This window comes from Streptococcus sp. A11, from assembly GCF_043674225.1.
Classification (GTDB): Bacteria; Bacillota; Bacilli; order Lactobacillales; family Streptococcaceae; genus Streptococcus; species Streptococcus suis_V.
The window spans coordinates 49,930-73,458 of record NZ_JBIMJS010000010.1 but is presented as its reverse complement, the minus strand read 5'-3'; the positions used below and the strand labels follow the sequence as shown (position 1 = coordinate 73,458).

General features: G+C 44.5%; 19 protein-coding genes and 2 pseudogenes. 16 read left to right on the top strand and 5 right to left on the bottom strand.

Annotated features, from left to right (window positions below; translation table 11 throughout):
• Nucleotides 1-101 precede the first annotated feature (101 nt).
• The 8 genes from gla (at nucleotide 102) to ACHBIF_RS07045 (ending at nucleotide 7,739) form a co-directional block, all read left to right on the top strand.
• A complete protein-coding gene (gene gla, locus ACHBIF_RS07080; protein ID WP_170239530.1) occupies nucleotides 102-947 on the top strand; it encodes an aquaglyceroporin Gla in 846 nt (281 codons plus the stop codon).
• A 130-nt stretch (nucleotides 948-1,077) separates the two neighbouring features.
• Nucleotides 1,078-2,610, top strand: a complete 1,533-nt coding sequence (locus tag ACHBIF_RS07075; protein WP_394719532.1) for a helicase HerA-like domain-containing protein — start codon at nucleotides 1,078-1,080, stop codon at nucleotides 2,608-2,610.
• Nucleotides 2,611-2,722: 112 nt separating this feature from the next.
• Nucleotides 2,723-3,355, top strand: coding sequence for a CoA pyrophosphatase (locus ACHBIF_RS07070; protein ID WP_105122151.1), 633 nt, complete (start codon nucleotides 2,723-2,725; stop codon nucleotides 3,353-3,355).
• A gap of 244 nt (nucleotides 3,356-3,599) precedes the next feature.
• On the top strand, nucleotides 3,600-4,799 hold the full coding sequence (locus ACHBIF_RS07065) for a phosphoglycerate kinase (RefSeq protein ID WP_394719529.1): 1,200 nt from the start codon (nucleotides 3,600-3,602) through the stop codon (nucleotides 4,797-4,799).
• A 148-nt stretch (nucleotides 4,800-4,947) separates the two neighbouring features.
• A complete protein-coding gene (locus ACHBIF_RS07060; protein ID WP_105160182.1) occupies nucleotides 4,948-5,463 on the top strand; it encodes an aromatic acid exporter family protein in 516 nt (171 codons plus the stop codon).
• 79 nt (nucleotides 5,464-5,542) lie between these two features.
• The gene (locus ACHBIF_RS07055; RefSeq protein WP_105111126.1) at nucleotides 5,543-5,914 is read left to right on the top strand and encodes a MerR family transcriptional regulator; all 372 of its coding nucleotides are present in this window, start codon (nucleotides 5,543-5,545) and stop codon (nucleotides 5,912-5,914) included.
• A gap of 26 nt (nucleotides 5,915-5,940) precedes the next feature.
• A complete protein-coding gene (glnA, locus tag ACHBIF_RS07050; RefSeq protein ID WP_105111125.1) occupies nucleotides 5,941-7,287 on the top strand; it encodes a type I glutamate--ammonia ligase in 1,347 nt (448 codons plus the stop codon).
• A 47-nt stretch (nucleotides 7,288-7,334) separates the two neighbouring features.
• Complete coding sequence (locus ACHBIF_RS07045) at nucleotides 7,335-7,739, top strand: GNAT family N-acetyltransferase (RefSeq protein WP_105111124.1); 405 nt, start codon at nucleotides 7,335-7,337, stop codon at nucleotides 7,737-7,739.
• Nucleotides 7,740-8,130: 391 nt separating this feature from the next.
• Here the strand turns inward: ACHBIF_RS07045 and rnjA are convergent, their stop codons facing one another.
• The 3 genes and pseudogenes from rnjA to ACHBIF_RS07030 all read right to left on the bottom strand — a co-directional run.
• The gene (rnjA, locus tag ACHBIF_RS07040) at nucleotides 8,131-9,810 is read right to left on the bottom strand and encodes a ribonuclease J1 (RefSeq protein ID WP_394719525.1); all 1,680 of its coding nucleotides are present in this window, start codon (nucleotides 9,808-9,810) and stop codon (nucleotides 8,131-8,133) included.
• 3 nt (nucleotides 9,811-9,813) lie between these two features.
• Nucleotides 9,814-10,044 carry a DNA-dependent RNA polymerase subunit epsilon gene (locus tag ACHBIF_RS07035; protein ID WP_105111122.1) on the bottom strand — a complete coding sequence of 77 codons (231 nt, stop codon included), beginning with the start codon at nucleotides 10,042-10,044 and terminating at the stop codon, nucleotides 9,814-9,816.
• A 218-nt stretch (nucleotides 10,045-10,262) separates the two neighbouring features.
• Nucleotides 10,263-10,643 (bottom strand): annotated as a pseudogene (locus tag ACHBIF_RS07030) (IS30 family transposase); the annotation flags it as partial.
• Nucleotides 10,644-10,772: 129 nt separating this feature from the next.
• Here ACHBIF_RS07030 and tsaB point away from each other — a divergent pair.
• From tsaB to ACHBIF_RS07005, 5 genes are read left to right on the top strand one after another with little or no spacing between them, the layout of a single operon-like run.
• Nucleotides 10,773-11,456 carry a tRNA (adenosine(37)-N6)-threonylcarbamoyltransferase complex dimerization subunit type 1 TsaB gene (tsaB, locus tag ACHBIF_RS07025; RefSeq protein ID WP_394719522.1) on the top strand — a complete coding sequence of 228 codons (684 nt, stop codon included), beginning with the start codon at nucleotides 10,773-10,775 and terminating at the stop codon, nucleotides 11,454-11,456.
• Entirely contained in the window at nucleotides 11,453-11,893 is a 441-nt protein-coding gene (gene rimI, locus ACHBIF_RS07020; RefSeq protein ID WP_394719520.1) for a ribosomal protein S18-alanine N-acetyltransferase, read from the top strand. Before tsaB ends, rimI begins: the two co-directional genes overlap by 4 nt.
• Complete coding sequence (tsaD, locus tag ACHBIF_RS07015; RefSeq protein ID WP_105111116.1) at nucleotides 11,883-12,890, top strand: tRNA (adenosine(37)-N6)-threonylcarbamoyltransferase complex transferase subunit TsaD; 1,008 nt, start codon at nucleotides 11,883-11,885, stop codon at nucleotides 12,888-12,890. Before rimI ends, tsaD begins: the two co-directional genes overlap by 11 nt.
• A gap of 56 nt (nucleotides 12,891-12,946) precedes the next feature.
• On the top strand, nucleotides 12,947-13,645 hold the full coding sequence (locus tag ACHBIF_RS07010; RefSeq protein WP_394719517.1) for an AzlC family ABC transporter permease: 699 nt from the start codon (nucleotides 12,947-12,949) through the stop codon (nucleotides 13,643-13,645).
• Entirely contained in the window at nucleotides 13,635-13,961 is a 327-nt protein-coding gene (locus ACHBIF_RS07005) for an AzlD domain-containing protein (protein WP_105111114.1), read from the top strand. Before ACHBIF_RS07010 ends, ACHBIF_RS07005 begins: the two co-directional genes overlap by 11 nt.
• A gap of 32 nt (nucleotides 13,962-13,993) precedes the next feature.
• On the opposite strand, the gene ACHBIF_RS07000 is transcribed toward ACHBIF_RS07005, so the two are convergent.
• Nucleotides 13,994-14,104, bottom strand: a complete 111-nt coding sequence (locus ACHBIF_RS07000) for a helix-turn-helix domain-containing protein (protein ID WP_238595493.1) — start codon at nucleotides 14,102-14,104, stop codon at nucleotides 13,994-13,996.
• A 147-nt stretch (nucleotides 14,105-14,251) separates the two neighbouring features.
• Between ACHBIF_RS07000 and gap the strand changes: the two genes are divergently transcribed.
• On the top strand, nucleotides 14,252-15,262 hold the full coding sequence (gene gap, locus ACHBIF_RS06995; protein ID WP_105123035.1) for a type I glyceraldehyde-3-phosphate dehydrogenase: 1,011 nt from the start codon (nucleotides 14,252-14,254) through the stop codon (nucleotides 15,260-15,262).
• Here the strand turns inward: gap and ACHBIF_RS06990 are convergent.
• A pseudogene (locus ACHBIF_RS06990) lies at nucleotides 15,208-15,453 on the bottom strand (hypothetical protein); the annotation flags it as partial. The gene gap and the pseudogene ACHBIF_RS06990 sit on opposite strands and share 55 nt — an antisense overlap.
• Before the next feature lie 262 nt (nucleotides 15,454-15,715).
• On the opposite strand from ACHBIF_RS06990, the gene ACHBIF_RS06985 reads away from it, so the two are divergent.
• Together ACHBIF_RS06985 and ACHBIF_RS06980 are read left to right on the top strand one after the other, a co-directional pair.
• Nucleotides 15,716-16,663 carry a LacI family DNA-binding transcriptional regulator gene (locus ACHBIF_RS06985; RefSeq protein WP_105111112.1) on the top strand — a complete coding sequence of 316 codons (948 nt, stop codon included), beginning with the start codon at nucleotides 15,716-15,718 and terminating at the stop codon, nucleotides 16,661-16,663.
• A 193-nt stretch (nucleotides 16,664-16,856) separates the two neighbouring features.
• On the top strand, nucleotides 16,857-23,345 hold the full coding sequence (locus ACHBIF_RS06980; protein ID WP_394719513.1) for a pullulanase: 6,489 nt from the start codon (nucleotides 16,857-16,859) through the stop codon (nucleotides 23,343-23,345).
• The last annotated feature ends 184 nt before the right edge of the window (nucleotides 23,346-23,529 follow it).

The window sequence follows — 23,529 nt, the reverse complement described above, 5'->3', positions numbered from 1 at the left end:
GAAAGTAAACGTTTCACTTTCCAGTTAATGCTTTACTTTGTATATTATACTTGATAAAATAGAGAATATCAATACTATTCATAAATTGGAAGGATACACTCATGGATATCACATGGACAGTGAAATATATCACTGAATTTCTTGCGACTGCCTTGCTTATTATTATCGGTAATGGTACAGTTGCTAACGTCGACCTCAAAGGTACCAAAGGGAACAACTCAGGTTGGATTTTGATCGCTATCGGCTACGGATTGGCTGTTATGATGCCAGCCCTTATGTTTGGTAATGTTTCTGGTAACCATATCAACCCAGCCTTCACACTTGGTTTGGCTGTTTCAGGTCTATTCCCTTGGGCACATGTGGCTCAATACATTATCGCTCAGGTATTGGGTGCAATGTTTGGTCAATTGGTCGTTGTCACCGTTTACAAACCATATTTCTTGAAAACAGAGAATTCAAACCATGTCTTGGGTTCTTTCTCTACTATCAATGCTTTGGACAATGGCAAAGCGGAAAGCCGTAAAGCAGCAACCATCAATGGTTTCTTGAATGAGTTTGTTGGGTCATTCGTCTTGTTCTTCGGTGCGCTTGCTTTGACAAAGAACTTCTTCGGTGCAGAGTTGGTTGGTAAGTTGATTGAGCAAGGCTATGATAAGACTGCTGCTGAAACAATGGTTGCGCCATATACTGCCGGTTCCATTGCAGTAGCCCATGTCGGTATCGGTTTCCTTGTTATGGCACTTGTTGCAGCGGTCGGTGGTCCAACTGGTCCTGGTCTCAACCCAGCGCGTGACCTTGGTCCGCGTATCGTTCACCACTTCTTGCCAAAATCAATTCTTGGTCAAGCCAAGGCTGATTCAAAATGGTGGTATGCTTGGGTCGGCGTTGTTGCTCCAATCCTTGCGTCAATCGCTGCAGTTGCCCTGTTTAAATATTTGTATTTGTAATATGAAAAAGTCTGCTCGTCAGGCTTTTCTTTTTTTTCTTGTTGCGGTGAACTTGCAAGCTGTCTGCTCTGCTATTTTCCTAAAAACTATGCTAGAATATAGACAGAACAATCGGAAAAGAGGGCAGATTATGTCAGAAGTTATTGCATTTGGGTACGGACGTGCGCGGGCGGAAATCCAGCTCAAGCGCCTCAATCGGCACGGTGTGATTGCCGGGGCGACGGGGACAGGTAAGACGGTGACGCTCAAGGTTTTGGCGGAGCAACTGAGTGAGGCGGGCATTCCTGTCTTTCTATCGGACATCAAGGGTGACCTCAATAGTTTGGTCCAGTCAAATACCAAGGAAATTGACCCAAGTCGTTTGGAGCGGACTCAGTATGCAGATTATTTGCCGAGGAGTTATCCCGTTGAGCTGTGGGATGTTTTCGGTGAAAATGGGATTCCAGTACGGATGACTATTTCTGAGATGGGGCCGGTGCTTTTGACCCGTTTGCTGGGGCTCAATGATACGCAGGAATCCATTCTCAATATAGTCTTTAGTGTGGCGGATGAACGTGGTCTGCTGTTGCTGGACCTTATGGACTTGCGGGCCATGCTCAATTTTGTGGCTGAAAATGCTCAAGAGCTTAGTCAATATTACGGCAATATTCCAGCTCGTTCGGTCGGTGCCATCTTGCGGAGTTTGGTGGTCTTGGAACAGCAGAGCGGGAAACTGTTCTTCGGTGAGCCCAGCTTGGAGATTGCGGATTTGATGCGGACAACTGCTGATGGACAAGGGGTTATCAATGTCTTGCAGGCGACAGAACTTTTCAATCAGCCGACGCTTTATTCGACCGTTCTGCTCAGTCTTTTGTCGGAACTCTACGAAGTTTTACCGGAAGTAGGCGACCTAGATAAGCCCAAGATGATCTTCTTCTTTGACGAGGCCCATGTGCTCTTCAAGGATGCACCGAAGGTCTTGCTGGAGAAGATTGAGTTGATTGTTCGCCTGATTCGTTCAAAAGGTGTTGGTGTCTTTTTCGTTACGCAAAATCCGACCGATATTCCTGATAGCATCGCTAGCCAGCTGGGCAACCGTATCCAGCATGGGCTCCGTGCTTTCACGCCTAAGGAACTGAAAACGGTGGCGACAGTGGCTGATACCTTCCGTCAAGAAGGAGCTGAGGACTTGGCCAAGGTCATTCAAGAATTGCAGGTCGGAGAGGCAGTTGTCTCGACCTTGCAGGCGGATGGAACACCAAGCTTTGCAGACCGGGTGATGATTTATCCGCCGAAGAGTCAGTTGGGAACAGCTGATGCGACTCTGGTCTTGTCTGCCATCAATAATTCTTCTCTGATGGACAAATATGCGGACGCGGTTGACCGAGAATCTGCCCATGAGCAAATTCTAGCGCTGACCCAAGAAAAAGAGGCGCAGTTGATCAAGCAAGCAGAGCAGGCGGAGGCGAAAAAAGCAGCAGAAAAAGCCGCCAAAGAAACAGCAAAATTGGAAGAAAAGGCTGCCAAGGAAAGAGCAAAAGCAGAGGCCAAGGCCAGCAAACCAGCTGCCAAACGTTCCGATTCGATGATGGACCGCTTTACCAAAAATCTCATGAGCCAAGTCGGCCGGGAAGTCGGGCGCGTGGTGACCAGAGGTATTATGGGCATGCTGAAAGGGAAGTAAGTCTGCTAAAACTGAGAACACACCGTCTCAGTTTTTCTTTGCTATTTCACTTGCTATTTGGCTGGAAATAGATTAAAATGATTTTATCACTAGTTAGTAAGGAGTTGGTTCTATGCCTCGTCAGATTCAGGAAATTCTCGACAACTACAAGCCTCAGCCTCTAGGTGAGAAAAGGTCTTTTGCGGTTTTTCTGCCTCTAGTCTGGTCAGATGATCAGTGGCAGGTTTTGTATGAAGTCCGATCGGAGTCTATTTCTCAACCTGGGGAGGTCTCTTTTCCTGGAGGAGGTATCGAAGAGGGGGAATCGGCTGAGACGGCGGTGGTCCGTGAGGTAGTAGAAGAACTGAATCTTGCAGAGGAATCTATAGAAATCTTAGGGGAAATTGACTATCTGGTCTTTGGCAAATCAACTATCCGCTGTTTTGTCGGTCGCTTAAACATAGACTGGAAAGAGATTGTACCCAATGAAGAGGTGGCCCGCTTGTTCACCGTGCCTCTGGCAACACTCCTTGAGCAGGACCCAATCTACTATCCCCTCTATCTTCGTCTGGATCCGGAGCAAGATTTTCCCTTCGAGCGAATTCGTGGTGGTCGGGACTATCCTTTCAAGCACCACAAACGGTCTATCCCCTTTTATGATAACCTGCCAGAAACAGTTTGGGGAATCACGGCTCAATTTACCCATTGCTTTACAGAAATCATCAGGACAAGCCAGATTGATTTAGAAATGGGAGAGTCAAGGTAAAGTTGACTAGAGCAGAGTGAAGTATAGCTCTGTTGCTCTGGATTCTCTAGGCTATCTGGAAAATGTTACCAAAAAATGCTAATGGAAACTGGACTTTGTGCCAGTTTCTTTTGGTTGCTGCAGCTGATTGTTCGTACTTGGTCTTAGATTGATCATTATCTTGTGAAAAATTTTTCTTTGAATGGGAAAAATGTTAAAAATATGGTACAATTGAAAGGTAAAAATTTTTTAAGGAGTCTAACAAATGGCTAAATTGACTGTTAAAGACGTTGAATTGAAGGGCAAAAAAGTCCTTGTCCGTGTGGACTTTAACGTTCCTTTGAAAGATGGCGTTATCACTAACGATAACCGTATTACAGCAGCTCTTCCAACTATCAAGTATATTCTTGAGCAAGGTGGACGTGCAATTCTTTTCTCTCACCTTGGTCGTGTGAAAGAAGAAGCTGACAAAGAAGGTAAATCATTGGCTCCTGTAGCAGCTGACTTGGCGGCTAAATTGGGTCAAGACGTTGCTTTCATCGCTGGCGCTACTCGTGGTGCTGAATTGGAAGCAGCTATCAATTCTTTGGAAGATGGACAAGTTCTCCTTGTTGAAAACACTCGTTTCGAAGATGTTGATGGTAAGAAAGAATCTAAAAACGACGAAGAACTTGGTAAATACTGGGCTTCACTTGGTGATGGTATCTTCGTTAACGATGCATTTGGTACTGCACACCGTGCACACGCATCAAACGTTGGTATCTCAGCAAACGTAGAAAAAGCAGTAGCTGGTTTCCTTTTGGAAAACGAAATTGCATATATCCAAGAAGCTGTTGAAACTCCAGAGCGTCCATTCGTGGCAATTCTTGGTGGTTCAAAAGTATCTGATAAGATCGGTGTTATCGAGAACCTTCTTGAAAAAGCTGACAAAGTTCTTATCGGTGGTGGTATGACGTACACATTCTACAAAGCTCAAGGTATCGAAATCGGTAACTCACTTGTAGAAGAAGACAAATTGGATGTCGCAAAAGAATTGCTTGAAAAATCAAATGGTAAATTGATCTTGCCAGTTGACTCAAAAGAAGCAAACGCATTTGCAGGTTACACTGAAGTTCGCGACACTGAAGGCGAAGCTGTTTCAGAAGGCTTCCTTGGTCTTGACATCGGTCCTAAGTCAATCGCTAAGTTTGACGAAGCCTTGACTGGTGCCAAAACAGTTGTTTGGAACGGTCCTATGGGTGTATTTGAAAACCCAGACTTCCAAGCTGGTACAATCGGTGTAATGGATGCTATCGTGAAACAACCAGGCGTGAAATCAATCATCGGTGGTGGTGACTCAGCAGCAGCAGCTATCAACCTTGGCCGTGCAGACAAGTTCTCATGGATCTCTACTGGTGGTGGTGCATCAATGGAATTGCTTGAAGGTAAAGTATTGCCAGGACTTGCAGCATTGACTGAGAAATAAGCTAATCAATCAAACGACGGGTGACCGTCGTTTTTTGCTAGTTTATCTAGTCTTTGAAAAGTATTTAGTTCAGCCAATATCATCCATTTGTCACAATCTTTGCAGGCATTTGATAAACATTTTTGCTAAATCATGTTAGAATAGTAGTATGTTTAAGAGATATCGATTTGACCCCAAGAAGTTTAAGTTAGGGATGCGGACCCTTAAGTCGGGACTGGCAGTTTTCTTTGTTATATTACTGTTTCACCTCTTAAAATGGGATGGGTTCCAGATAGCAGCTCTGTCTGCGGTCTTTAGTCTGCGGGAGGATTTTGGCAAGAGTGTGCATTTTGGCTCTTCTCGTGTCCTCAGCAATTCTATCGGTGGTTTTTATGCCTTGCTCTTTTTCATCCTCAGTGATTTCTTTTCACAGAGTTTTTGGGTAACCTTGATTGCCATACCGATTTTTACCATGTTGACCATTATGACCAATGTGGCCTTCAATAATACTGCCGGGGTTGTCAGTGGTGTTGCTACTCTACTAATCATTGCTTTGTCGGTACCTGCAGGGGATTCGACTATTGTCTATGCTTTGACAAGGGTTTTTGAGACATTTGTAGGAGTTTTTGTAGCAATTCTGGTTAATTATGACCTGGAAAAGCTGAAAAAGCGCTTTTTGAGATAAAACATGTCACAAATTGTGACATCACATATTGACGCCCAGAAAAATTTCCCCTATAATAGTGTGCAGAAAGGAGTTCATTATGAGAGAAAAAGAGTTCCGTCGTTCCTTAGCCATTTTTCCGATTGGTAGTGTGATGAAGTTGACTGACCTGACGGCCCGACAGATTCGCTATTATGAGGACCAGGGCTTGATTAAGCCTGAGCGTAATGAAGGAAACCGTCGCTTGTATTCTCTAAATGATATGGACTTGCTCTTGGAAATCAAGGATTTCTTGGATGAGGGTTTGAATATTGCTGCGATTAAGAAGGAATATGCTAATCGTCAGGTAAAAGAAAAATTCAAACAGGAAACCAAGACCTTGACGGACGAGGATGTTCGCCGTATCTTGCATGATGAATTCAGTCGACAAGGACGATTTTCAAGTCCGAGTTCCATTTTTCGGTCATCTTAAAGAGCACAAATATAGAGGAGAAAGCAATGTCAATTACAGTAGCGGATATTAAACGCGATATTAAAGAGAAAAACGTTACCTTCCTACGTCTCATGTTTACAGATATTATGGGGATTATGAAGAACGTGGAAATTCCTGCAACAGATGAGCAGGTGGATAAGGTTTTGTCAAACAAGGTTATGTTTGATGGATCTTCTATCGAAGGTTTTGTTCGTATCAATGAATCAGATATGTATCTCTACCCTGACTTGAATACCTGGACTATTTTCCCTTGGGGAGATGAAAATGGTCGTGTAGCTGGTTTGATTTGTGATATTTATACAACTGATGGCAAGCCTTTTGCGGGTGACCCACGTGGAAATTTGAAGAAATCTCTTCGCCATATGGAAGAAGCAGGTTTCTCATCATTCAACCTTGGTCCAGAACCAGAGTTCTTCCTCTTTAAGATGGATGAACACGGAAACCCAACACTTGAAGTGAATGATAAGGGTGGTTATTTTGACCTTGCTCCAACAGACCTTGCTGATAATACACGTCGTGAAATCGTAAACGTCTTGACAGAAATGGGCTTTGAAGTGGAAGCGAGTCACCACGAAGTGGCAGTAGGTCAGCACGAAATCGACTTCAAATATGAGGATGTCTTAAAAGCTTGTGACAATATCCAAATCTTTAAGTTGGTTGTTAAGACCATTGCCCGTAAGCACGGGATGTATGCGACCTTTATGGCCAAACCTAAGTTTGGTATCGCAGGCTCTGGTATGCACTGTAACATGTCCTTGTTTGATAAGGATGGAAACAATGCTTTCTATGATCCAGAAGATCCGAATGGTATGCAATTGTCTGAAACAGCCTACTATTTCCTTGGTGGTTTGATCAAGCATGCCTATAACTATACTGCTATTACCAACCCAACGGTTAACTCTTACAAGCGTTTGGTTCCAGGTTTCGAGGCGCCAGTTTACATTGCTTGGGCTGGTAAGAACCGCTCGCCATTGGTGCGCGTACCTGCATCTCGTGGAATGGGAACTCGCTTGGAATTGCGTTCTGTAGACCCAACTGCTAACCCTTACTTGGCTATGGCCGTTCTGTTGGAAGTTGGTTTAGAAGGAATCAAAAATAAGATTGAAGCCCCAGCTCCTGTAGAGTCAAATATTTATGCCATGTCTGATGAAGAGCGTCGTGAAGCAGGCATCACTGATCTTCCTTCAACTCTGCACAATGCCCTCAAGGCTCTCCGCAAGGACGAAGTGGTGCGTGCAGCCCTAGGTGAGCACATCTACACCAACTTCATTGAAGCTAAGAAAATCGAGTGGGCAAGCTACGCAACCTACGTTTCTAAGTGGGAAATTGATAACTACTTGGATTTATATTAAGAGGAAAGAAGCCTTCGGGTTTCTTTTTCTATCGATGGAGGTGGAAAATGATTGATGAGTTTGTAAATCAGGTGTTTGACCAGCAATTTGTAGAGGAATTTGGTCCGGAGTCTTTAGAGAAACTGTCGCCGACTGAGCTTGTATTGACCAAAGAACAGGACGGTCAGTTGGTCGGTGTCCTGCAGGCGGTGAAGACATTGGAAACTATTCATGTCAAAGCTTTGGTAGTGGCTAAAGAAGCGCAAGGTTTGGGGCTGGGTAGTCAATTGTTGTCAGAATTGGAGGAGCAGGCCAGAGAACTGGAAGTGACCAGTATTACCCTATCCACCAAATCCTACCAAGCTAAGGATTTCTACTTGAAAAATGGCTATGAACTATACGCGAGTTTAGAGGACGTTCCCCTCAAAGGTGTCACAAAATATCACTTCATAAGGAGAATAGGAAAATGTTGAGGTAGGGCATAAAATCCAACCTCAACCTCATTAATTAGTAAAAACATATTGACGCAGGGGTTGATTGTTCATAAGGTTCGGGGAACCTTTTAAAGTTGGAAATAAGGGTTGCGTAGAAAGCCTCATTTCCTTCGCGTTTGACGCTCCGAACCTGATCTAACGAATGATACGAACTCCGTTCGTTCAATTTCCAACCTCCAACAGTCACTACTCTGACTGTTGGAGCTGTTCGGGGGCGGGAGTGAAACAGTCTGGGGATAGACTGTTTCAGCTCAACAACTGGAAATAAGGACTTGTTGACGAACTCTCTTTTCATTAGTCGAGTTCTTTCCCGCTCCCAATTTTTTCAAATAAAAAAATCGAAGAGGAATCCTGCTTCGATTTAGTTTGTTTAGCGATCGGGGGTCAGAATCATTGGAATGATGATTGGCTCCCGTTCTGTTTTTTCATAAAGGAATGGTCGCAGGGCGTTGACAATAGCGCCGTTGACCGTTTGGATATTGGCATCCTTGTTGCGCATGGCGATACGGATGGCGTTGAAGAGAACGCGCTGGCTCTCACGAATCAGGTCGCCTGATTCACGCATGTAGATGAAACCTCGGCTGAGGACATCTGGTCCAGCCAAAATCATCTTGGTCTTGAAGTCTACGGTTGCGACTGCAAGGACTACACCGTCTTCAGATAAATCACGACGATCTTTGAGGACAGCGGCTCCGATTTCACCGATACGGTTTCCGTCAACGTAGATATCTTGGGCGTTGAATTGACCGGCCATGCGGGCTCTGTCCTTGGTCAGAGCCAGGACATCTCCGTTTTCCATGATGAAGATGTTATCCTTAGGAACTCCAGTATCAACAGCTAGACTGGCATGGATTTTTTGCATGCGGTATTCACCATGCACAGGCATGAAGAATTTTGGCTTAATCAAGCGGAGCATGAGTTTTTGTTCCTGCTGGCCACCGTGTCCGGAGGTATGGATGTTGTTAATCTTACCGTGGATGACATCGACACCGGCCTCAATCAAGATATTGATGAGCTTGTTAACACCTGTGGTATTTCCCGGAATCGGCGAAGATGAGAAGATAACCGTATCGCCTGGCTGGAGTTGAACCTGACGGTGGGTACCGTGGGCAATCCGCGAGAGGGCCGCCATTGGCTCTCCTTGACTACCTGTACAGAGAATCATTATCTCGTTGGCAGGGTATTCCTTGATTTCATTTGGCTCGATAAAGGTATCTTTCGGCACCTTGATGTAGCCCAGCTCAATACCGTTGACAATAGCTTTTTCCATGGAGCGGCCAAAGACAGCAATCTTACGACCGGTCTTGACAGCAGCATCTGCAGCCTGCTGGAGGCGGAAGATGTTGGAGGCAAAGGATGCGAAGATAATGCGCCCGTGGATGCCTTCAATCAGCTTCATGATGGACTGACCGACCACTTTTTCAGAGTTGGTAAAGGTCGGAACTTCAGCGTTAGTCGAGTCAGAGAGGAGGCAGAGAACGCCTTCTTCTCCCAGGGCTGCCATACGGTGCAAATCAGCTGGCTCACCAACTGGGGTAAAGTCAAACTTGAAGTCACCGGTACAGACGATTTTTCCTTGCGGTGTATCGACCACAACACCCAGGGGTTCTGGAATGGAGTGGGTGGTGCGGAAGAAGCTGACCTTGAGGTATTTAAAAGTCAATTCTGTATTGTGGTTAATTTCAAACAGTTTGGCATCACGAAGGAGACCGTGCTCTTCTAATTTGCCACGAATAAGGGCAAGGGCTAGGGGACCTGCGTAGATAGGGACATTGGCTTGTTTGAGTAGGAAAGGAATCCCTCCGATGTGGTCCTCGTGCCCGTGGGTAATGACCAATCCTTTGACGCGGTCGATATTTTCAACAATATAGGAGTAGTCTGGGATAACGTAGTCGATACCCAATAGGTCATCTTCGGGGAACTTGATACCGGCATCAACGATGAGGATGTCGTCCTGGTACTCGATACCGTAGGTGTTCTTCCCGATTTCTCCCAAACCACCGATGGCGAAGACGCCAACTTCATGAGGTTTTAGATTGACTGATGACATAAATTAGAACTCCGTAAGTTTGAAATCTGCGTGCTCTTTCTCGTATTCGAGGTGCTTGTCAGATAGGAGGTCGACAAATTCGACGTTGTAGGCTGGGAACTTGTTTTCAACCAATTCCTTGACCTTGATACGACCTTGCAATTCGTCAGCAGCATCTACTTGAACATAGAGAACTTGGGTCTGCTCACGGCGTGGGCTGACTTTGGTTTCTTGGTAAAATACTTTAAAAATCATGTGTAGTATAGTTTCCTTTCTCCTTTTGACTGTGTCTATGAAAAAGATACAAATAGGGATGCTATTTGTTGGGTCTATTCAATTTTTTTGAGTTATTAGGTTTCACAGCCGGTATATTACTCTTCATTATACCATAAAATAAAGCCTTGGTAAATTGAATTGACGGAGAATTGAAAATGATATAGTTTTCAATTTGTTGGGCAAATTTAAATTCCGAGTTAGCCACCTATAAGAAATTCTCTCGGGGACTTATAGCCCAAACATTTTTGGGGATAGTTATTGATCCAAATTTCGATAAAAGCGACTTCTTTCGGGGTCGTTTTTGTGGTTCCTTTCGACAACCACCGTCGGATAAGCCTATTGTGATTCTCGTTCGTGCTTCTTTCCCAAGAGGAATAAGGGTGAGCGTAGTAGATATGTTCCTCCGGAAACACTTCTGACAAGAGACTAAACTCGGTTCCATTATCTGTAGTAATGGATTTGATTTGGAACTCCTTCAAGACGAGTTTCAAGGCCTGATTCACAGCCTTAGCCGATTTATTTGGAATCAATCGAATGATTTGGTGGCGACTTCTCCTGTCCGTCAAGACCAAAAGGCATTGTTTATGACCAGGTCATTGACCTGACAGAGCTGAAGGAGGCTGGGTGAGACAACCTAGCCTTTTCAATTTGAATTTCTCTCTCAAATAGCTTACAATAGAGAGATAGCAGTTCAAAGGAAGAAAATCATGAAAATTTTAGCATTAGATAGTTCCAATCAGGCTCTTTCGGTGGCGCTGGTGGAAGATGGCCGCCTGCTGGCGGAGATGCTCTTGGCCATCAAGAAAAATCACAGTATCAGCCTCATGCCGACAGTGGATTTTTTAGTGGCTCAGGTCGGTTGGACACCCAAGGATTTGGAGCGAATTGTCGTGGCTCAGGGGCCTGGTTCTTACACGGGCTTGCGGGTAGCGGTGGCGACAGCCAAGACTCTGGCTTATACTCTGCAGATTGATTTGATTGGGGTTTCTAGCCTGCAGTCGCTGGTGCCAGCTGGCCTCTCTGGTCGGGTGGTTCCGCTCATTGATGCGCGCCGCAATTCGGTCTATGCTGGGGTTTATGAAAATGGCAGAGCTACTCAAGCTGACCAATACTGGGTATTTGAGGAATTATTGGCTAGCCTGTCTGGTCAGGAAAACCTGACTTTTGTCGGGGAAGTAACAAACTTTGTCGAGCAGATAAATCAAGCTTTTCCAGAGGCGGCTATTCAAACCAGCCTGCCGTCAGCCTATCAGCTGGCGGTGATTGGTCAGGACTTGTCTGTGGTGGAAGTGACCAGTTTTGAGCCAGCCTACCTCAAACGTGTCGAGGCTGAGGAAAATTGGCTCAAGGACCATGCTGCTGGTGATGAAAACTATATCAAACGTGTATGATTGAAATTAGGAAATACGAGGGGCAGGCGGACTTGGTTCCGGCTGTATATGCCGTTTTGACGGATGTGTATGAGCTGTCGCCTTGGACGGAAAGTCAAGTGGCTGCGGATATGGCTGGAGCGGATACGACCTATTATCTGGCCTATGATGGGCAGGAAGTGGTCGGATTTTTAGCGGTGCAGACGGTGCTGGATGAGATGGAAATCTTGCAGATTGCTGTCAAGGCTGATTTTCAGAGGCTGGGAATCGCCAGTCAACTGATGGCTGCTGTGATGGACTGGGATGGTGACATCTTCCTCGAAGTGAGGGAGTCTAATAGTGCAGCTCAAGACCTCTATACACGCCAGCATTTTACCAAAATAGGAAAACGAAAAGACTACTACCGCCATCCTGTCGAGGACGCGGTGCTAATGAAGAGAGAGTGGAATGGAAGATAGATTGATTTTGGCCATCGAGACATCCTGTGATGAGACGTCAGTGGCGGTTTTACGAGGTGAAGCGGAGCTTTTGTCCAATGTGATTGCCAGTCAGGTTGCCAGCCACCAGCGTTTTGGGGGTGTGGTGCCCGAGGTGGCTAGCCGCCACCATGTGGAGGTTATCACGGCTTGCATCGAGGAGGCTTTGCTTGCGGCTCAGGTAACGGCTGAGGACTTGTCAGCGGTTGCGGTAACCTACGGTCCAGGCTTGGTCGGGGCACTCTTGGTCGGGATTTCGGCGGCCAAGGCTTTTGCCTGGGCACATGGTTTGCCTTTAATTCCTGTTAATCATATGGCGGGGCATTTGATGGCGGCGCGTGCGGTTAAGGAATTGGAATTTCCCTTGCTGGCGCTCTTGGTCAGCGGCGGGCACACGGAGTTGGTCTATGTGTCTGAGGCGGGCGATTACAAAATTGTCGGTGAGACGCGCGATGATGCGGTCGGTGAGGCTTATGACAAGGTCGGTCGCGTTATGGGCTTGCCTTATCCGGCTGGTCGGGTCATTGATGAATTGGCTCATCAAGGTGAGGACATTTACAATTTCCCGCGGGCTATGATCAAGGAAGATAATCTGGAGTTTTCATTTTCGGGTCTCAAGTCGGCCTTTATCAACCTCTACCATAATGCCCAGCAAAAAGGGGAGACCTTGTCCAATGCGGACCTGTCAGCCTCTTTCCAAGCTTGTGTTATGGACATTCTCATGGCTAAAACCAAGAAGGCCTTGGAGCAATACCCTGTCAAGACCTTGGTTGTGGCGGGCGGTGTAGCAGCCAATCAAGGCTTGCGTGAGCGTCTGGCGGCTGAAATCACCGATGTGGATGTGATTATCCCACCTCTTCGTCTTTGTGGTGACAATGCCGGGATGATTGCTCTTGCGGCTGTGTCCGAGTACAACAAGGGTAACTTTGCGAGTTGGGAGCTCAATGCCAAGCCGAGTTTGGCGTTTGATAATTTGTAAGAGTTTTGTGAGAGGTTGGACGTTTGCCCAGCCTCTCGTTATCAATAGGAGAAGATATGAAGGATATGAATTTTCGGTCGGGCATGGAAGCAGCTCTGCCGACGGTTTTGGGTTATGCTAGCATCGGTTTTGCTTGCGGGGTGGTCTCGGTCAATTCAGGGATTACGGCCGTTGAGATGGGGCTGATGAGTCTCTTGGTTTACGCGGGGAGTGCCCAGTTTGTCATGTGTGCTATGATTTTAGCTGGGGCACCGCTTTTGTCCATTGCGGTGACGGTATTTTTTGTTAATATCCGCCTTTTTTTGATGAGTTTGCACACGACAACGATTTTTCAAGGCAATAGCCTGGGTTCTAATGTTTTGATAGGTTCCCTCTTGACGGATGAATCTTATGCGGTGCTTTTGCGAAAGCATGTTGAGGAAAAGCAGATTGCGCCCAGCTGGATGTATGGCAATAATCTAGCCAGCTATGCCTCTTGGTTTGTCTTTACAGTTTTGGGAAATGTGCTGGGCGGTTTGATTGCTAATCCTGAGGCTTTGGGCTTGGATTTTGCTTTGATCGCCATGTTTGTTGGGATTTTTTCTGGCCAATTGGAGGCTATGGCTCGGCAACTTCCTATGAAGAAGATTGGTTTGATTTTGCTTTCGGTTTTGGTGGTTTATGTTGGCTTGGCAAGCCTAGTCTCGTCTTATTTGGCGGTCTTGTTGGCGACGCTTGTTGGATGTACAGTGGGGGTGATGGTTGATGGTCAATAAAACTATATTTTTGATTATTCTAGCTGCGGCTGCGGTGACTTGGTTTCCGCGGATTCTCCCGTTTGTCTTGACTCAAAAAAAAGGTTTGCCTGATAGACTGGTCAAGTTTCTCAGCTTTTTGCCGCTGACCATTATCTTTGCCTTGACCTTATCTAGTATTATGGACGAGGAGGTTGGACGGTTGCCGAGCTTCTTGCCGGTAGAAAGCCTAGCTTTACTTCCAACTTTTTTGGTGGTTCTCAAGACGAAAAACATCTTGCTTGCGGTCCTGGTTGGTGTTCTGACGACAGCGCTGCTAAGATTGGTATCTATATAGAAAAAAAGGAAGGGCTGGGACTCTTCCTTGGCTTAGCGATTTTCTTGCCTCCACTTAGACGGCGATTGGTGATAGTGACGTTTGAAAGCAGTGGAATAATTGGTTTGAAGATAGGTCTGTTGGTTTAATTTCTTAATGCTCATGAATCTCTTGCATTTTTATAAAATAAGTTATATAATAAGGACGTTGAAAATTAACTTGCAAATCTACAAGTTATATTTTTCACAAAAAGGATTAAAAGGCTTGCCTTTTAAAAATACAACTCGATTTTCATAAGGAGGAAATCATAAATGGTAGTTAAAGTTGGTATTAACGGTTTCGGTCGTATCGGTCGTCTTGCATTCCGTCGTATCCAAAACGTTGAAGGTGTTGAAGTTACTCGTATCAACGACCTTACAGATCCAGCAATGCTTGCACACTTGTTGAAATACGACACAACTCAAGGTCGTTTCGACGGTACTGTTGAAGTTAAAGATGGTGGTTTCGAAGTTAACGGTAAATTCGTTAAAGTTTCTGCAGAACGCGAACCAGCTAACATTGACTGGGCTACTGACGGTGTAGAAATCGTTCTTGAAGCAACTGGTTTCTTTGCATCTAAGTCTGCTGCTGAGCAACACATCCATGAAAATGGTGCTAAGAAAGTTGTTATCACTGCACCTGGCGGTAACGACGTTAAAACAATCGTTTTCAACACTAACCACGATATCCTTGATGGTACTGAAACAGTTATCTCTGGTGCTTCATGTACTACAAACTGTTTGGCTCCAATGGCTAAAGCTCTTCAAGACAACTTCGGTGTTGTTGAAGGTTTGATGACAACTATCCACGCTTACACTGGTGACCAAATGATCCTTGACGGACCACACCGTGGTGGTGACCTTCGTCGTGCGCGCGCTGGTGCTGCAAACATCGTTCCTAACTCAACTGGTGCTGCTAAAGCTATCGGCTTGGTAATCCCAGAATTGAACGGTAAATTGGACGGTGCTGCACAACGCGTACCTACTCCAACAGGTTCTGTAACTGAATTGGTTGCTGTTCTTGAGAAAAACGTAACTGTTGACGAAATCAACGCTGCAATGAAAGCTGCTGCTAACGAGTCTTACGGTTACACTGAAGACCAAATCGTATCTTCAGATATCGTAGGTATCTCATACGGTTCATTGTTCGACGCAACTCAAACTAAAGTTCTTGACGTTGACGGCAAACAATTGGTGAAAGTTGTTTCATGGTACGACAACGAAATGTCTTACACTTCACAACTTGTTCGTACTCTTGAGTACTTCGCAAAAATCGCTAAATAATCCTTAGTGAAAATGAAAAGAGGCTTCGGCCTCTTCAGATTGCAGACAAATATCGTTTCGGTATTTGTCTTTTTTACTGTTTTTAGAGAAAAGTGTCTGTTTTGGTGCTTAAACCACCTCATCTGGACAAAATAAAAAGGCTCTCCCGCCATCCTTTTGACAAGTTTTTTGAGATTTAAGCACGCCAAAGAGTTCTATCTAAAACAAGAAGACTTGACTAGGATTAAGTTCAACGTATCTTCTCAAGGGTTATGTCAACACCGTCTTTTTAAATACAGTTAAAAGGTCTAATAAATAGGCCTTTTTATAATTAAAAAAACAGATTCGCGGATTATTCAGAAAATTCTTGTAAAATAATGTGATGAAAGTGCTTTACTTTTTAGTAGTAAATAATATATAATAACACCAAGAAAACGTTTGCATATTTTGGCTAGAAAATAAGAGAGGAGATATATGACGACGTTGGCAGATGTGGCGAAAAGGGCCAATGTTTCAAAGATGACAGTTTCCAGGGTTCTGAATCATCCAGAACTCGTTACGGAAGAGTTAAAACAGATGGTCTTGTTAGCAATGAAAGAGTTAGATTATCAACCGAATGTTGTGGCAAAAGCCCTTGCACAACAACGAACTCTGACAGTCCAGGTCATTATCTTAGAGGAAATGGAGACTGTCGAGCCCTATTATGCTGAGTTGATAGCAGGAATTTCACTCGGACTGAGCGAAAAAAACTATACAATGCAAATTGTGACGGATCGGAATCAAGTGACAGAACAATGTGACGGCTACATTGTCACGGGCGCGCGTATAGAAGATTATGGCTGGTTGCGGAGTTTGTTGAAACCCGTAGTCTTATTTGGCGAAAATATGGTGGGACTTCCGTTTGTAGATACACACAATAAGGAAGCAACCTACCAAGCAAGTCGCTTTGCCTTTGAGAAAAGCTATGAACAGGTCGTATTTGTTGGGATAGATTTGCCAGATGCCTTTGCACAATCTAGGGAAGCTGGGTATGTAGAGGCAATGGAGGAATTGGGACATCCCCCTAAAATTTATCGTCTAGAAAACAGGTCTAGGGTATCAGAAGACTTTGTAAGACAATTGGACTTGTTATCACCCAATACTTGCTTTATATGTGCTTCTGATCGCATAGCGCTTGGTATTGAGCGGGGGTTATTGTTTTCATCAAAGAGAGTCCCAGAAGATTATGGGATTATTGGATTTGATGGAATCTTTATTGACCGCGTTTCTCGTCCTCAATTAACCACTATGCGGCAACCGTTCCGAAAAATGGGGAGAATTACTGTTAATCAGTTAATGACTCTGGTGGAGGGCTGTGAATTAAAGGAACAAAAGCGATTTTGCCAAGCTAGCTTGGTAGTGAGAGAAAGTACTAGAGCATAAAATGAATGATGCTACATAACTAATAGAGGGGTTGTTAAATCCAGTGTTGATGGGTACGATGACTGGGTAAATAAAGAGTACAATCCCTTTTTTGATTAAGAAAGCTGTTACCGATAACAATTAAGAAAACGTTTGCAAAAGAAAATATTTTTTATATACTATTATCATATTATACATACCAAAGGAGTACGGCATGAATAGAAAACGTTTGCGTTTAGTAAAAAAATCACCAATGTTTGAAAAAAAAGTTATTTTCGGAATTCGTAAGTTTACGATAGGAGTTGCGTCCGTCGGTATAGCGACAGCCTTTTTAATGTCTGGACCTGGTCAAACAGTTCATGCTGAGGAAGTGGCTACTCCTGTGGAAGCTATTATAACCGATGTTTCTGAGCAGCCTGTCGAAACAGTTAAGCCAGCCCCAGTTGCAGAGACTACGCCTACAGCCTTGGATACAGCACCAAGTTCAGAAGAAACGGTGACTGAGTCTACATCAAATTCAACTGGAGTATCAGAAACAGTTGAGACTCCAGCAGTAACGGAGGTTGTTGAAACAGTAGATAATGCATCAGCAGAACCGCTGGCAACTACTGAAACAGCTGTGGTAGAAAGAGCTGCAGCAGAAACAGCTACATTATCCACCCCGGCAGAAGCACCGATTGAAGAAGGCAGCATTCGTCTGCACTTTGAAAATGTAGATGAAACAGCGCCAGAAAATCAAGGACTGTGGACTTGGGGAGGAGTGGCAGAGCCGTCCGATGGGAATCAATGGCCAACGGATACAGCGAATTTTTCAAGCAGTCAGGTAGATGACTACGGCCATTATGTTGATATTAAAAAATCTGAGACACCAGGCACAATCGGTTATTTGGTCCTTAAAGATGGGGAAAAAATAACAGAATCGGACCAAAAAGTGGAGCTTCTGGTCCCAGAGCAGAATGAAGCTTGGGTTGCGAGCGATTATAGCGTGTCTAGCTATGAGCCCCTAAAAGATGAAAATGTCCTCCGTATCAATTACACACGTGAAGACAACAATTATGAAGGTTGGGGCGTTTGGACTTGGGGCGATACGACTGAAGCAAGTAGCGACTGGCCAACGGGCGCCCTTGACTTTAAACTTGGCAAATACGGCGCTTATGTTGACATTCCTCTATCGAATGGTTTAGATTCCAAGCTTGGATTTCTACTCATCAATCAGAGTAATCCAGATCTAGCAGGCAATAAAACCATTGATTTAGCCTTTGCAGATCGTAAACAGCATAGCCAAATTTTCCTTCGAAACGGTGACGACAAAGTCTATACCAATCCATATTTTATTGAAGAGAAAGTAGAACTCGATACAAGTAAAGCTACTCCGGGTACAAAAAATGTGACCCTTGAGGCAAGTAGCAAAGCACCATTCAACTACAATGAAAGTGGCTTGGTATCTGTAACCGTCACCAACCCTGAAAATGCTGAAATAGTCAAAATGGAAGTCGATACAAGTGCCATCGGCGGAGGCCTTGTGCCAATCTCTACTGAGCTCAATCGTGTGACCATTAAAGCGACGTCTAGCACAGCGCCAGGTACATATAGTCTTCCTGTAAAGGTCTATGACAAGGACAACGGCTACTATGAAACAAAATTAGATGTGACCATTACAGAGCGTATCAAGGCAGATGGTGAAAAAGACTGGGACGAGCAAGTTATCTACTTCATGATGACAGACCGTTTCTATAATGGAGACACCAGCAATGATAAGCTGGCGGAAGGAACGGTCACCAACCCACGTGGTCTTTACCAGGGTGGTGACTTCAAAGGAGTGACAGCTAAGCTGGACTACTTGAAAGAACTGGGTGTGGACTCTATCTGGTTGACTCCGATTGTGGAAAATATTCCACAGAATGTTGGTAGCGAAACAGATGGAGAGTACTATGCTTACCATGGTTATTGGGCATCCAATTTTGAGAAACTTAATCCACATTTGGGAAGTTTAGCTGATTTCCATGAATTGATTGATGCCGCAGCCGAAAAAGGCATCAATATTATTGTTGACGTAGTGCTTAACCATGCTGGCTATGGTACAGAAGAAACCTTTGCAGGTATGGTACGGACTAAGGAAGAAGATAAGCAGGGGGATGACCAATTAGGCTCATTATCTGGATTACCAGACTTCAAGACAGAAGAAGCAGCTGTTCGCAATCAGTTGGTTGCTTGGCAGGCATCTTGGTTGGAACGCTCAACAACTGCCAAGGGCAACTCTATCTATGCTTTCCGTGTCGATACAGTCAAACACGTTGATGATACCACATGGCAACATTTCAAAAATGAGTTGGTGGATAGAGACCCTGACTTCCACTTGATTGGGGAAACTTGGGGAGCTAACTATAAAGATACCAAGGGTGACTTGGGTATCGGTACTATGGACAGCTTGTTGGACTTTGGCTTCAAGGATATTGCCAAATATCTGGTCAATGGTCAACTAAAAGCAGCTGGACAAGAACTGGAAGAACGTAGCAAGGTTCTGACTAGTGCAGCTTCTCTGGGTCAATTCTTGGGCAGTCATGACGAAGATGGTTTTCTCTACAGTCTCGGTGGCGCAGAAAAAGAAGGAAATCTGGACAAACTGAAATTGGCTGCTAGTCTCTTGATTACTGCTAAAGGTCAGCCTGTCATCTACTACGGTGAAGAATTAGGCCAATCTGGGCAAAACAACTGGCCAGTTTATGACAACCGGTACGATTTCGATTGGAGTAAGGTAGAAACAAGTGACATAGAGGACCATTACCAAAAATTGTTGGCTTTCCGTAATGCCAATTCAACACTACTCTCACGTGGTGATACAAGCACACTTGCTGGAAATGATAGCCAAGGTTGGCTTATCAGCAAACGCAGTTACCAAGATCAAGCTGCCTATCTTGTCTTCTCAACCAATACTGAGAGCAAGGAAATGGCGCTTGAAGTATCTGGCAAGGATGTAGTGGTCACAGATGCCTACACAGGAAAAACGTATCAAGCTATCGAGAAAGACGGTAAATGGGTTGTTCAAGTCGAACTTCCAACGATCGGTCAAGGTGGCACCATGCTCCTTCAGACTCAAGCAGGTGACATTGTCAATGCAAGTGTGCAAGGAGCGACTGAAGAGCCAATTGAAGCAGGCTACTTACGTGTTCACTTTAAAACTCTACCATCTGATAATCTATCTAGTCTAGGTCTATGGACATGGGATGATGTCGAAAAACCATCGTCAGATGTTGGGGCTTGGCCAACAGGTGCAACCAATTTCAGTACCGCTAAACAGGATGACTATGGCTATTATCTGGATATCAAGATGAAAGACGAAACAGCTAGCAAGATTAGTCTTTTGATTAATAACACTTCTGGTGAGAACATCACAGGTGATAAGATCATTGAACGGATTAGCACCAAGATGAATGAAGTTTGGTTTGATGAAAACTATCAACTCAGCCTCTATCAACCACTCAAAGAAGGCTATATCCGTATCAATTACTTCCGTACAGATGGCGATTATGACCAAAAAGGTCTCTGGATCTGGGGAGACGTGACTGATGTTGCCTTGGGTGACTGGCCAAATGGTATTGATTTTGAAAACCAAGGCAAGTACGGTGCCTATATTGATGTCAAATTGACAGATTTACCAAGTTCCATTGGCTTCTTGCTATTGGATGAAAGCAAGTCAGGAGATGATGTGAAGATTCAGCAGAAAGATTATAGCTTTACAGATTTGAAAAATCAGACACAAATCTTCCTCAAGGATGATGATGCGACTATTTACACCAACCCTTATTTTGTCAATAATGTCCGTGTAACAGGCGTTTCTCATGTTGGCCTGACAGCTCTAGAAGCAGCCTTTACAACGCTTGAAGGTGCGGATAAGGATAGCATCTTGGAGAAATTGTCTGTAACAGATAAGAATGGTCAAACAGTTGCTGTGACGGACCTTGTCTTGGATGCTACTAGCAACAAGGTGCGAGTCCTTGGGGATTTCAACCAAGAAAATGCGGGCTATACCCTCAAATATGGCAATGATAGCTTCACAACGACTATGAGCTGGCAATTGAAGGATGAGCTCTATGCTTATGATGGGGAGCTTGGTGCGCGTGTGCGTCAGGCTGGTAGTGCCGTTGATATGACTCTCTGGTCTCCAAGTGCAGACAGTGTAGCAGTTGTTCTTTATGATAAGGATGACCAGTCTAAGGTGGTCGGTAAATTGGCCATGACCAAGGGCGATAAGGGACAATGGGACCTCGAATTGAACAGTCAATCAGGTCTTGGTATTTCGGACTATCGTGGTTACTACTACCATTATGAAATCACTCGTGGGGATCAAGCTGTTCTGGTCTTGGACCCATATGCTAAGTCTTTAGCTGAGTGGAATAGTGATTTGGCAGATACAGATCCATCTTATCGTATTGCAAAAGCTGCGATTGTGGATCCATCAGAAGTTGGTCCAAGTGGCTTGGGCTATGCCACAATTCCTAACTTCAATCAGCGTGAAGATGCGATTATCTATGAAGCCCATGTTCGTGACTTCACATCAGACCCTGCTATTTCTGATGAATTGACAGCTCAGTTTGGTACTTTTGCGGCCTTTGCAGAGCGTCTCAGCTACCTTAAGGACTTGGGTGTGACCCATATTCAACTGCTCCCAGTTATGAGCTACTATTATGTCAATGAATTGAAAAATGCAGAGCGGATGAGCGAGTACGCTTCTAGCAACAGCAACTACAACTGGGGCTATGATCCACAGAGCTACTTTGCCTTTACAGGTATGTATTCTACAGATCCGACCGATCCAATGAAACGCATCGAGGAATTCAAAAACCTGGTCAATGAAATTCACAAACAAGGTATGGGTGTGATTTTGGATGTGGTCTATAACCACACTTCTAAGACCTTCTTGTTTGAAGATTTGGAGCCAAACTATTATCACTTTATGGAGGCAGATGGTACGGCTAAATCAAGCTTTGGTGGTGGTCGTCTGGGAACCACTCACTACATGAGCCGTCGTGTCTTAGTCGATTCCATCAAGTATCTTGTGGACGAGTTTAAGGTAGATGGTTTCCGTTTCGATATGATGGGGGATCATGATGCCGAAGCAATTGAGCTGGCCTTTACAGAGGCTCAAAAACTCAATCCAAACATTATTATGCTTGGTGAAGGATGGAGAACCTTTACAGGTGATGCCAATCAGCCTGTTCAGCCAGCGGACCAAGACTGGATGAGTTCAACAGATACGGTTGCGGTATTCTCAGATGAGATTCGTAACACACTCAAATCTGGTTATCCAAACGAAGGTCAGCCAGCCTTTATCACAGGCGGTGCTAAGAGTGTAGAATCTGTCTTCAATAACATCAAGGCACAACCAGGCAACTTCTTGGCAGATGATCCAGGTGATGTGATCCAATATATTGCTGCGCATGATAACTTGACGCTCTTTGATATCATTGCTCAGTCCATCAAGAAGGATCCATCAATCGCTGAAAATTACACGGAAATTCACCAACGTCAACGTTTGGGTAACTTGCTAGTTTTGACTGCTCAAGGGACACCGTTTATCCATTCTGGTCAGGAGTATGGACGGACCAAACAGTTCCGCCATCCTGATTACAAGGAGCCAGTTACAGAGGACAAGCTACCAAACAAGGCGCATTTGTTGACCAATGCAGATGGAACGCCATTTGACTATCCATACTACATTCATGATTCTTACGATTCATCTGATGCCGTCAACAAGTTTGACTGGACCAAAGCGACAGATGAGGCGCTCTATCCAGAGAATACCCGTACTCAGGCCTTTACAAAAGGATTGATTGCCTTGCGCAAATCTACAGATGCCTTCCGTTTGGGAACAAAAGAAGAAGTTGAACAGAAGGTTAGCTTGATTTCAATTCCAGGTCAAAATGGCATTGCCAAAAATGATGTGGTCATTGCCTATCAAACCATAGCAAGCAATGGGGACCGCTATGCTGTCTTTGTTAACGCAGATAACAAGGAGCGCAGCTTTGTTCTTTCAGATAGTTACAAAGAATTGCTGAAGGGTCAAGTGCTGGTCGATGGTAAGCGGGCTGGAATAGCAGCGCTGACTGATTTGGTAGGTGTGACATTGACAGATGATGCAGTTGTACTTGCACCTTTGACTGCAACAGTGATTCGTTTGCCTTATATCATCACAGAAGTTCCAGATACAGCACCTACTGCTGAAGAAAAACCAACCTTAGACTTTACTACGAAAGAACGTACAGAAGAATCTGTCCTTCCGATTGCAGAGGAAGTTCGCTATGATGCAACTCTCGCAAAAGGTCAATCTTATGTGCTTCAAGAAGGTAAGGCAGGTAAGAGAGTCTTGGTTTATCAAGATGTCTTGGTTGACGGCAAGGTGACCGCTACTAACTTGTTATCAGAAACAGTTGTAGATGGTGAAGCACGCATTCTTGTCCAAGGTAGTAAGGAAATAACACAAGAGGTAGCTAAGTCAGATCCAATTGTTAAGCAAGAAGAATTAAAACCAAGTTTTTCTACTCCAACAGCTCAAGTGTCTGAACAAACTACAAGTGCATCAAACAAAGAAAGCCTACCAGCTACAGGTGACCGCCAAACTGATTTGGCACTTCTAGGTCTCGGACTTGCTGGACTTGGTTTGACAGTTGCTGCACAAGGAAGAAACAAAAAATCAGAAGAATAGTATTCTTCGGTCGTAACAATAGTTTTTACAGTTTTTGGTAAAAACTAAAAATGTAGCAAAATTATTGAGATAGACCACATTATAAAACGCATAGAATCAACGGTTCAAGTGACATACTGATTTTATGCGTTTTTTAATGAAGAATTTACTTGGATTTTAGATCTCAAAAATTGTAATTTCTTTC

What these genes read in the sequence shown, in the direction of transcription:
- ACHBIF_RS07070 (WP_105122151.1), top strand. Translation starts at nt 2,723, where the DNA reads ATGCCTCGTCAGATTCAGGAAATTCTCGACAACTACAAGCCTCAGCCT.
- ACHBIF_RS07065 (WP_394719529.1), top strand. Translation starts at nt 3,600, where the DNA reads ATGGCTAAATTGACTGTTAAAGACGTTGAATTGAAGGGCAAAAAAGTC.
- rimI (WP_394719520.1), top strand. Translation starts at nt 11,453, where the DNA reads ATGATTGAAATTAGGAAATACGAGGGGCAGGCGGACTTGGTTCCGGCT.
- ACHBIF_RS07000 (WP_238595493.1), bottom strand. Translation starts at nt 14,104, where the DNA reads ATGAGCATTAAGAAATTAAACCAACAGACCTATCTTCAAACCAATTAT.
- ACHBIF_RS06985 (WP_105111112.1), top strand. Translation starts at nt 15,716, where the DNA reads ATGACGACGTTGGCAGATGTGGCGAAAAGGGCCAATGTTTCAAAGATG.
- ACHBIF_RS07060 (WP_105160182.1), top strand. Translation starts at nt 4,948, where the DNA reads ATGTTTAAGAGATATCGATTTGACCCCAAGAAGTTTAAGTTAGGGATG.
- rnjA (WP_394719525.1), bottom strand. Translation starts at nt 9,810, where the DNA reads ATGTCATCAGTCAATCTAAAACCTCATGAAGTTGGCGTCTTCGCCATC.
- ACHBIF_RS07075 (WP_394719532.1), top strand. Translation starts at nt 1,078, where the DNA reads ATGTCAGAAGTTATTGCATTTGGGTACGGACGTGCGCGGGCGGAAATC.
- ACHBIF_RS06980 (WP_394719513.1), top strand. Translation starts at nt 16,857, where the DNA reads ATGAATAGAAAACGTTTGCGTTTAGTAAAAAAATCACCAATGTTTGAA.
- glnA (WP_105111125.1), top strand. Translation starts at nt 5,941, where the DNA reads ATGTCAATTACAGTAGCGGATATTAAACGCGATATTAAAGAGAAAAAC.
- ACHBIF_RS07045 (WP_105111124.1), top strand. Translation starts at nt 7,335, where the DNA reads ATGATTGATGAGTTTGTAAATCAGGTGTTTGACCAGCAATTTGTAGAG.
- ACHBIF_RS07010 (WP_394719517.1), top strand. Translation starts at nt 12,947, where the DNA reads ATGAAGGATATGAATTTTCGGTCGGGCATGGAAGCAGCTCTGCCGACG.
- gla (WP_170239530.1), top strand. Translation starts at nt 102, where the DNA reads ATGGATATCACATGGACAGTGAAATATATCACTGAATTTCTTGCGACT.
- tsaB (WP_394719522.1), top strand. Translation starts at nt 10,773, where the DNA reads ATGAAAATTTTAGCATTAGATAGTTCCAATCAGGCTCTTTCGGTGGCG.
- tsaD (WP_105111116.1), top strand. Translation starts at nt 11,883, where the DNA reads ATGGAAGATAGATTGATTTTGGCCATCGAGACATCCTGTGATGAGACG.
- gap (WP_105123035.1), top strand. Translation starts at nt 14,252, where the DNA reads ATGGTAGTTAAAGTTGGTATTAACGGTTTCGGTCGTATCGGTCGTCTT.
- ACHBIF_RS07005 (WP_105111114.1), top strand. Translation starts at nt 13,635, where the DNA reads ATGGTCAATAAAACTATATTTTTGATTATTCTAGCTGCGGCTGCGGTG.
- ACHBIF_RS07035 (WP_105111122.1), bottom strand. Translation starts at nt 10,044, where the DNA reads ATGATTTTTAAAGTATTTTACCAAGAAACCAAAGTCAGCCCACGCCGT.
- ACHBIF_RS07055 (WP_105111126.1), top strand. Translation starts at nt 5,543, where the DNA reads ATGAGAGAAAAAGAGTTCCGTCGTTCCTTAGCCATTTTTCCGATTGGT.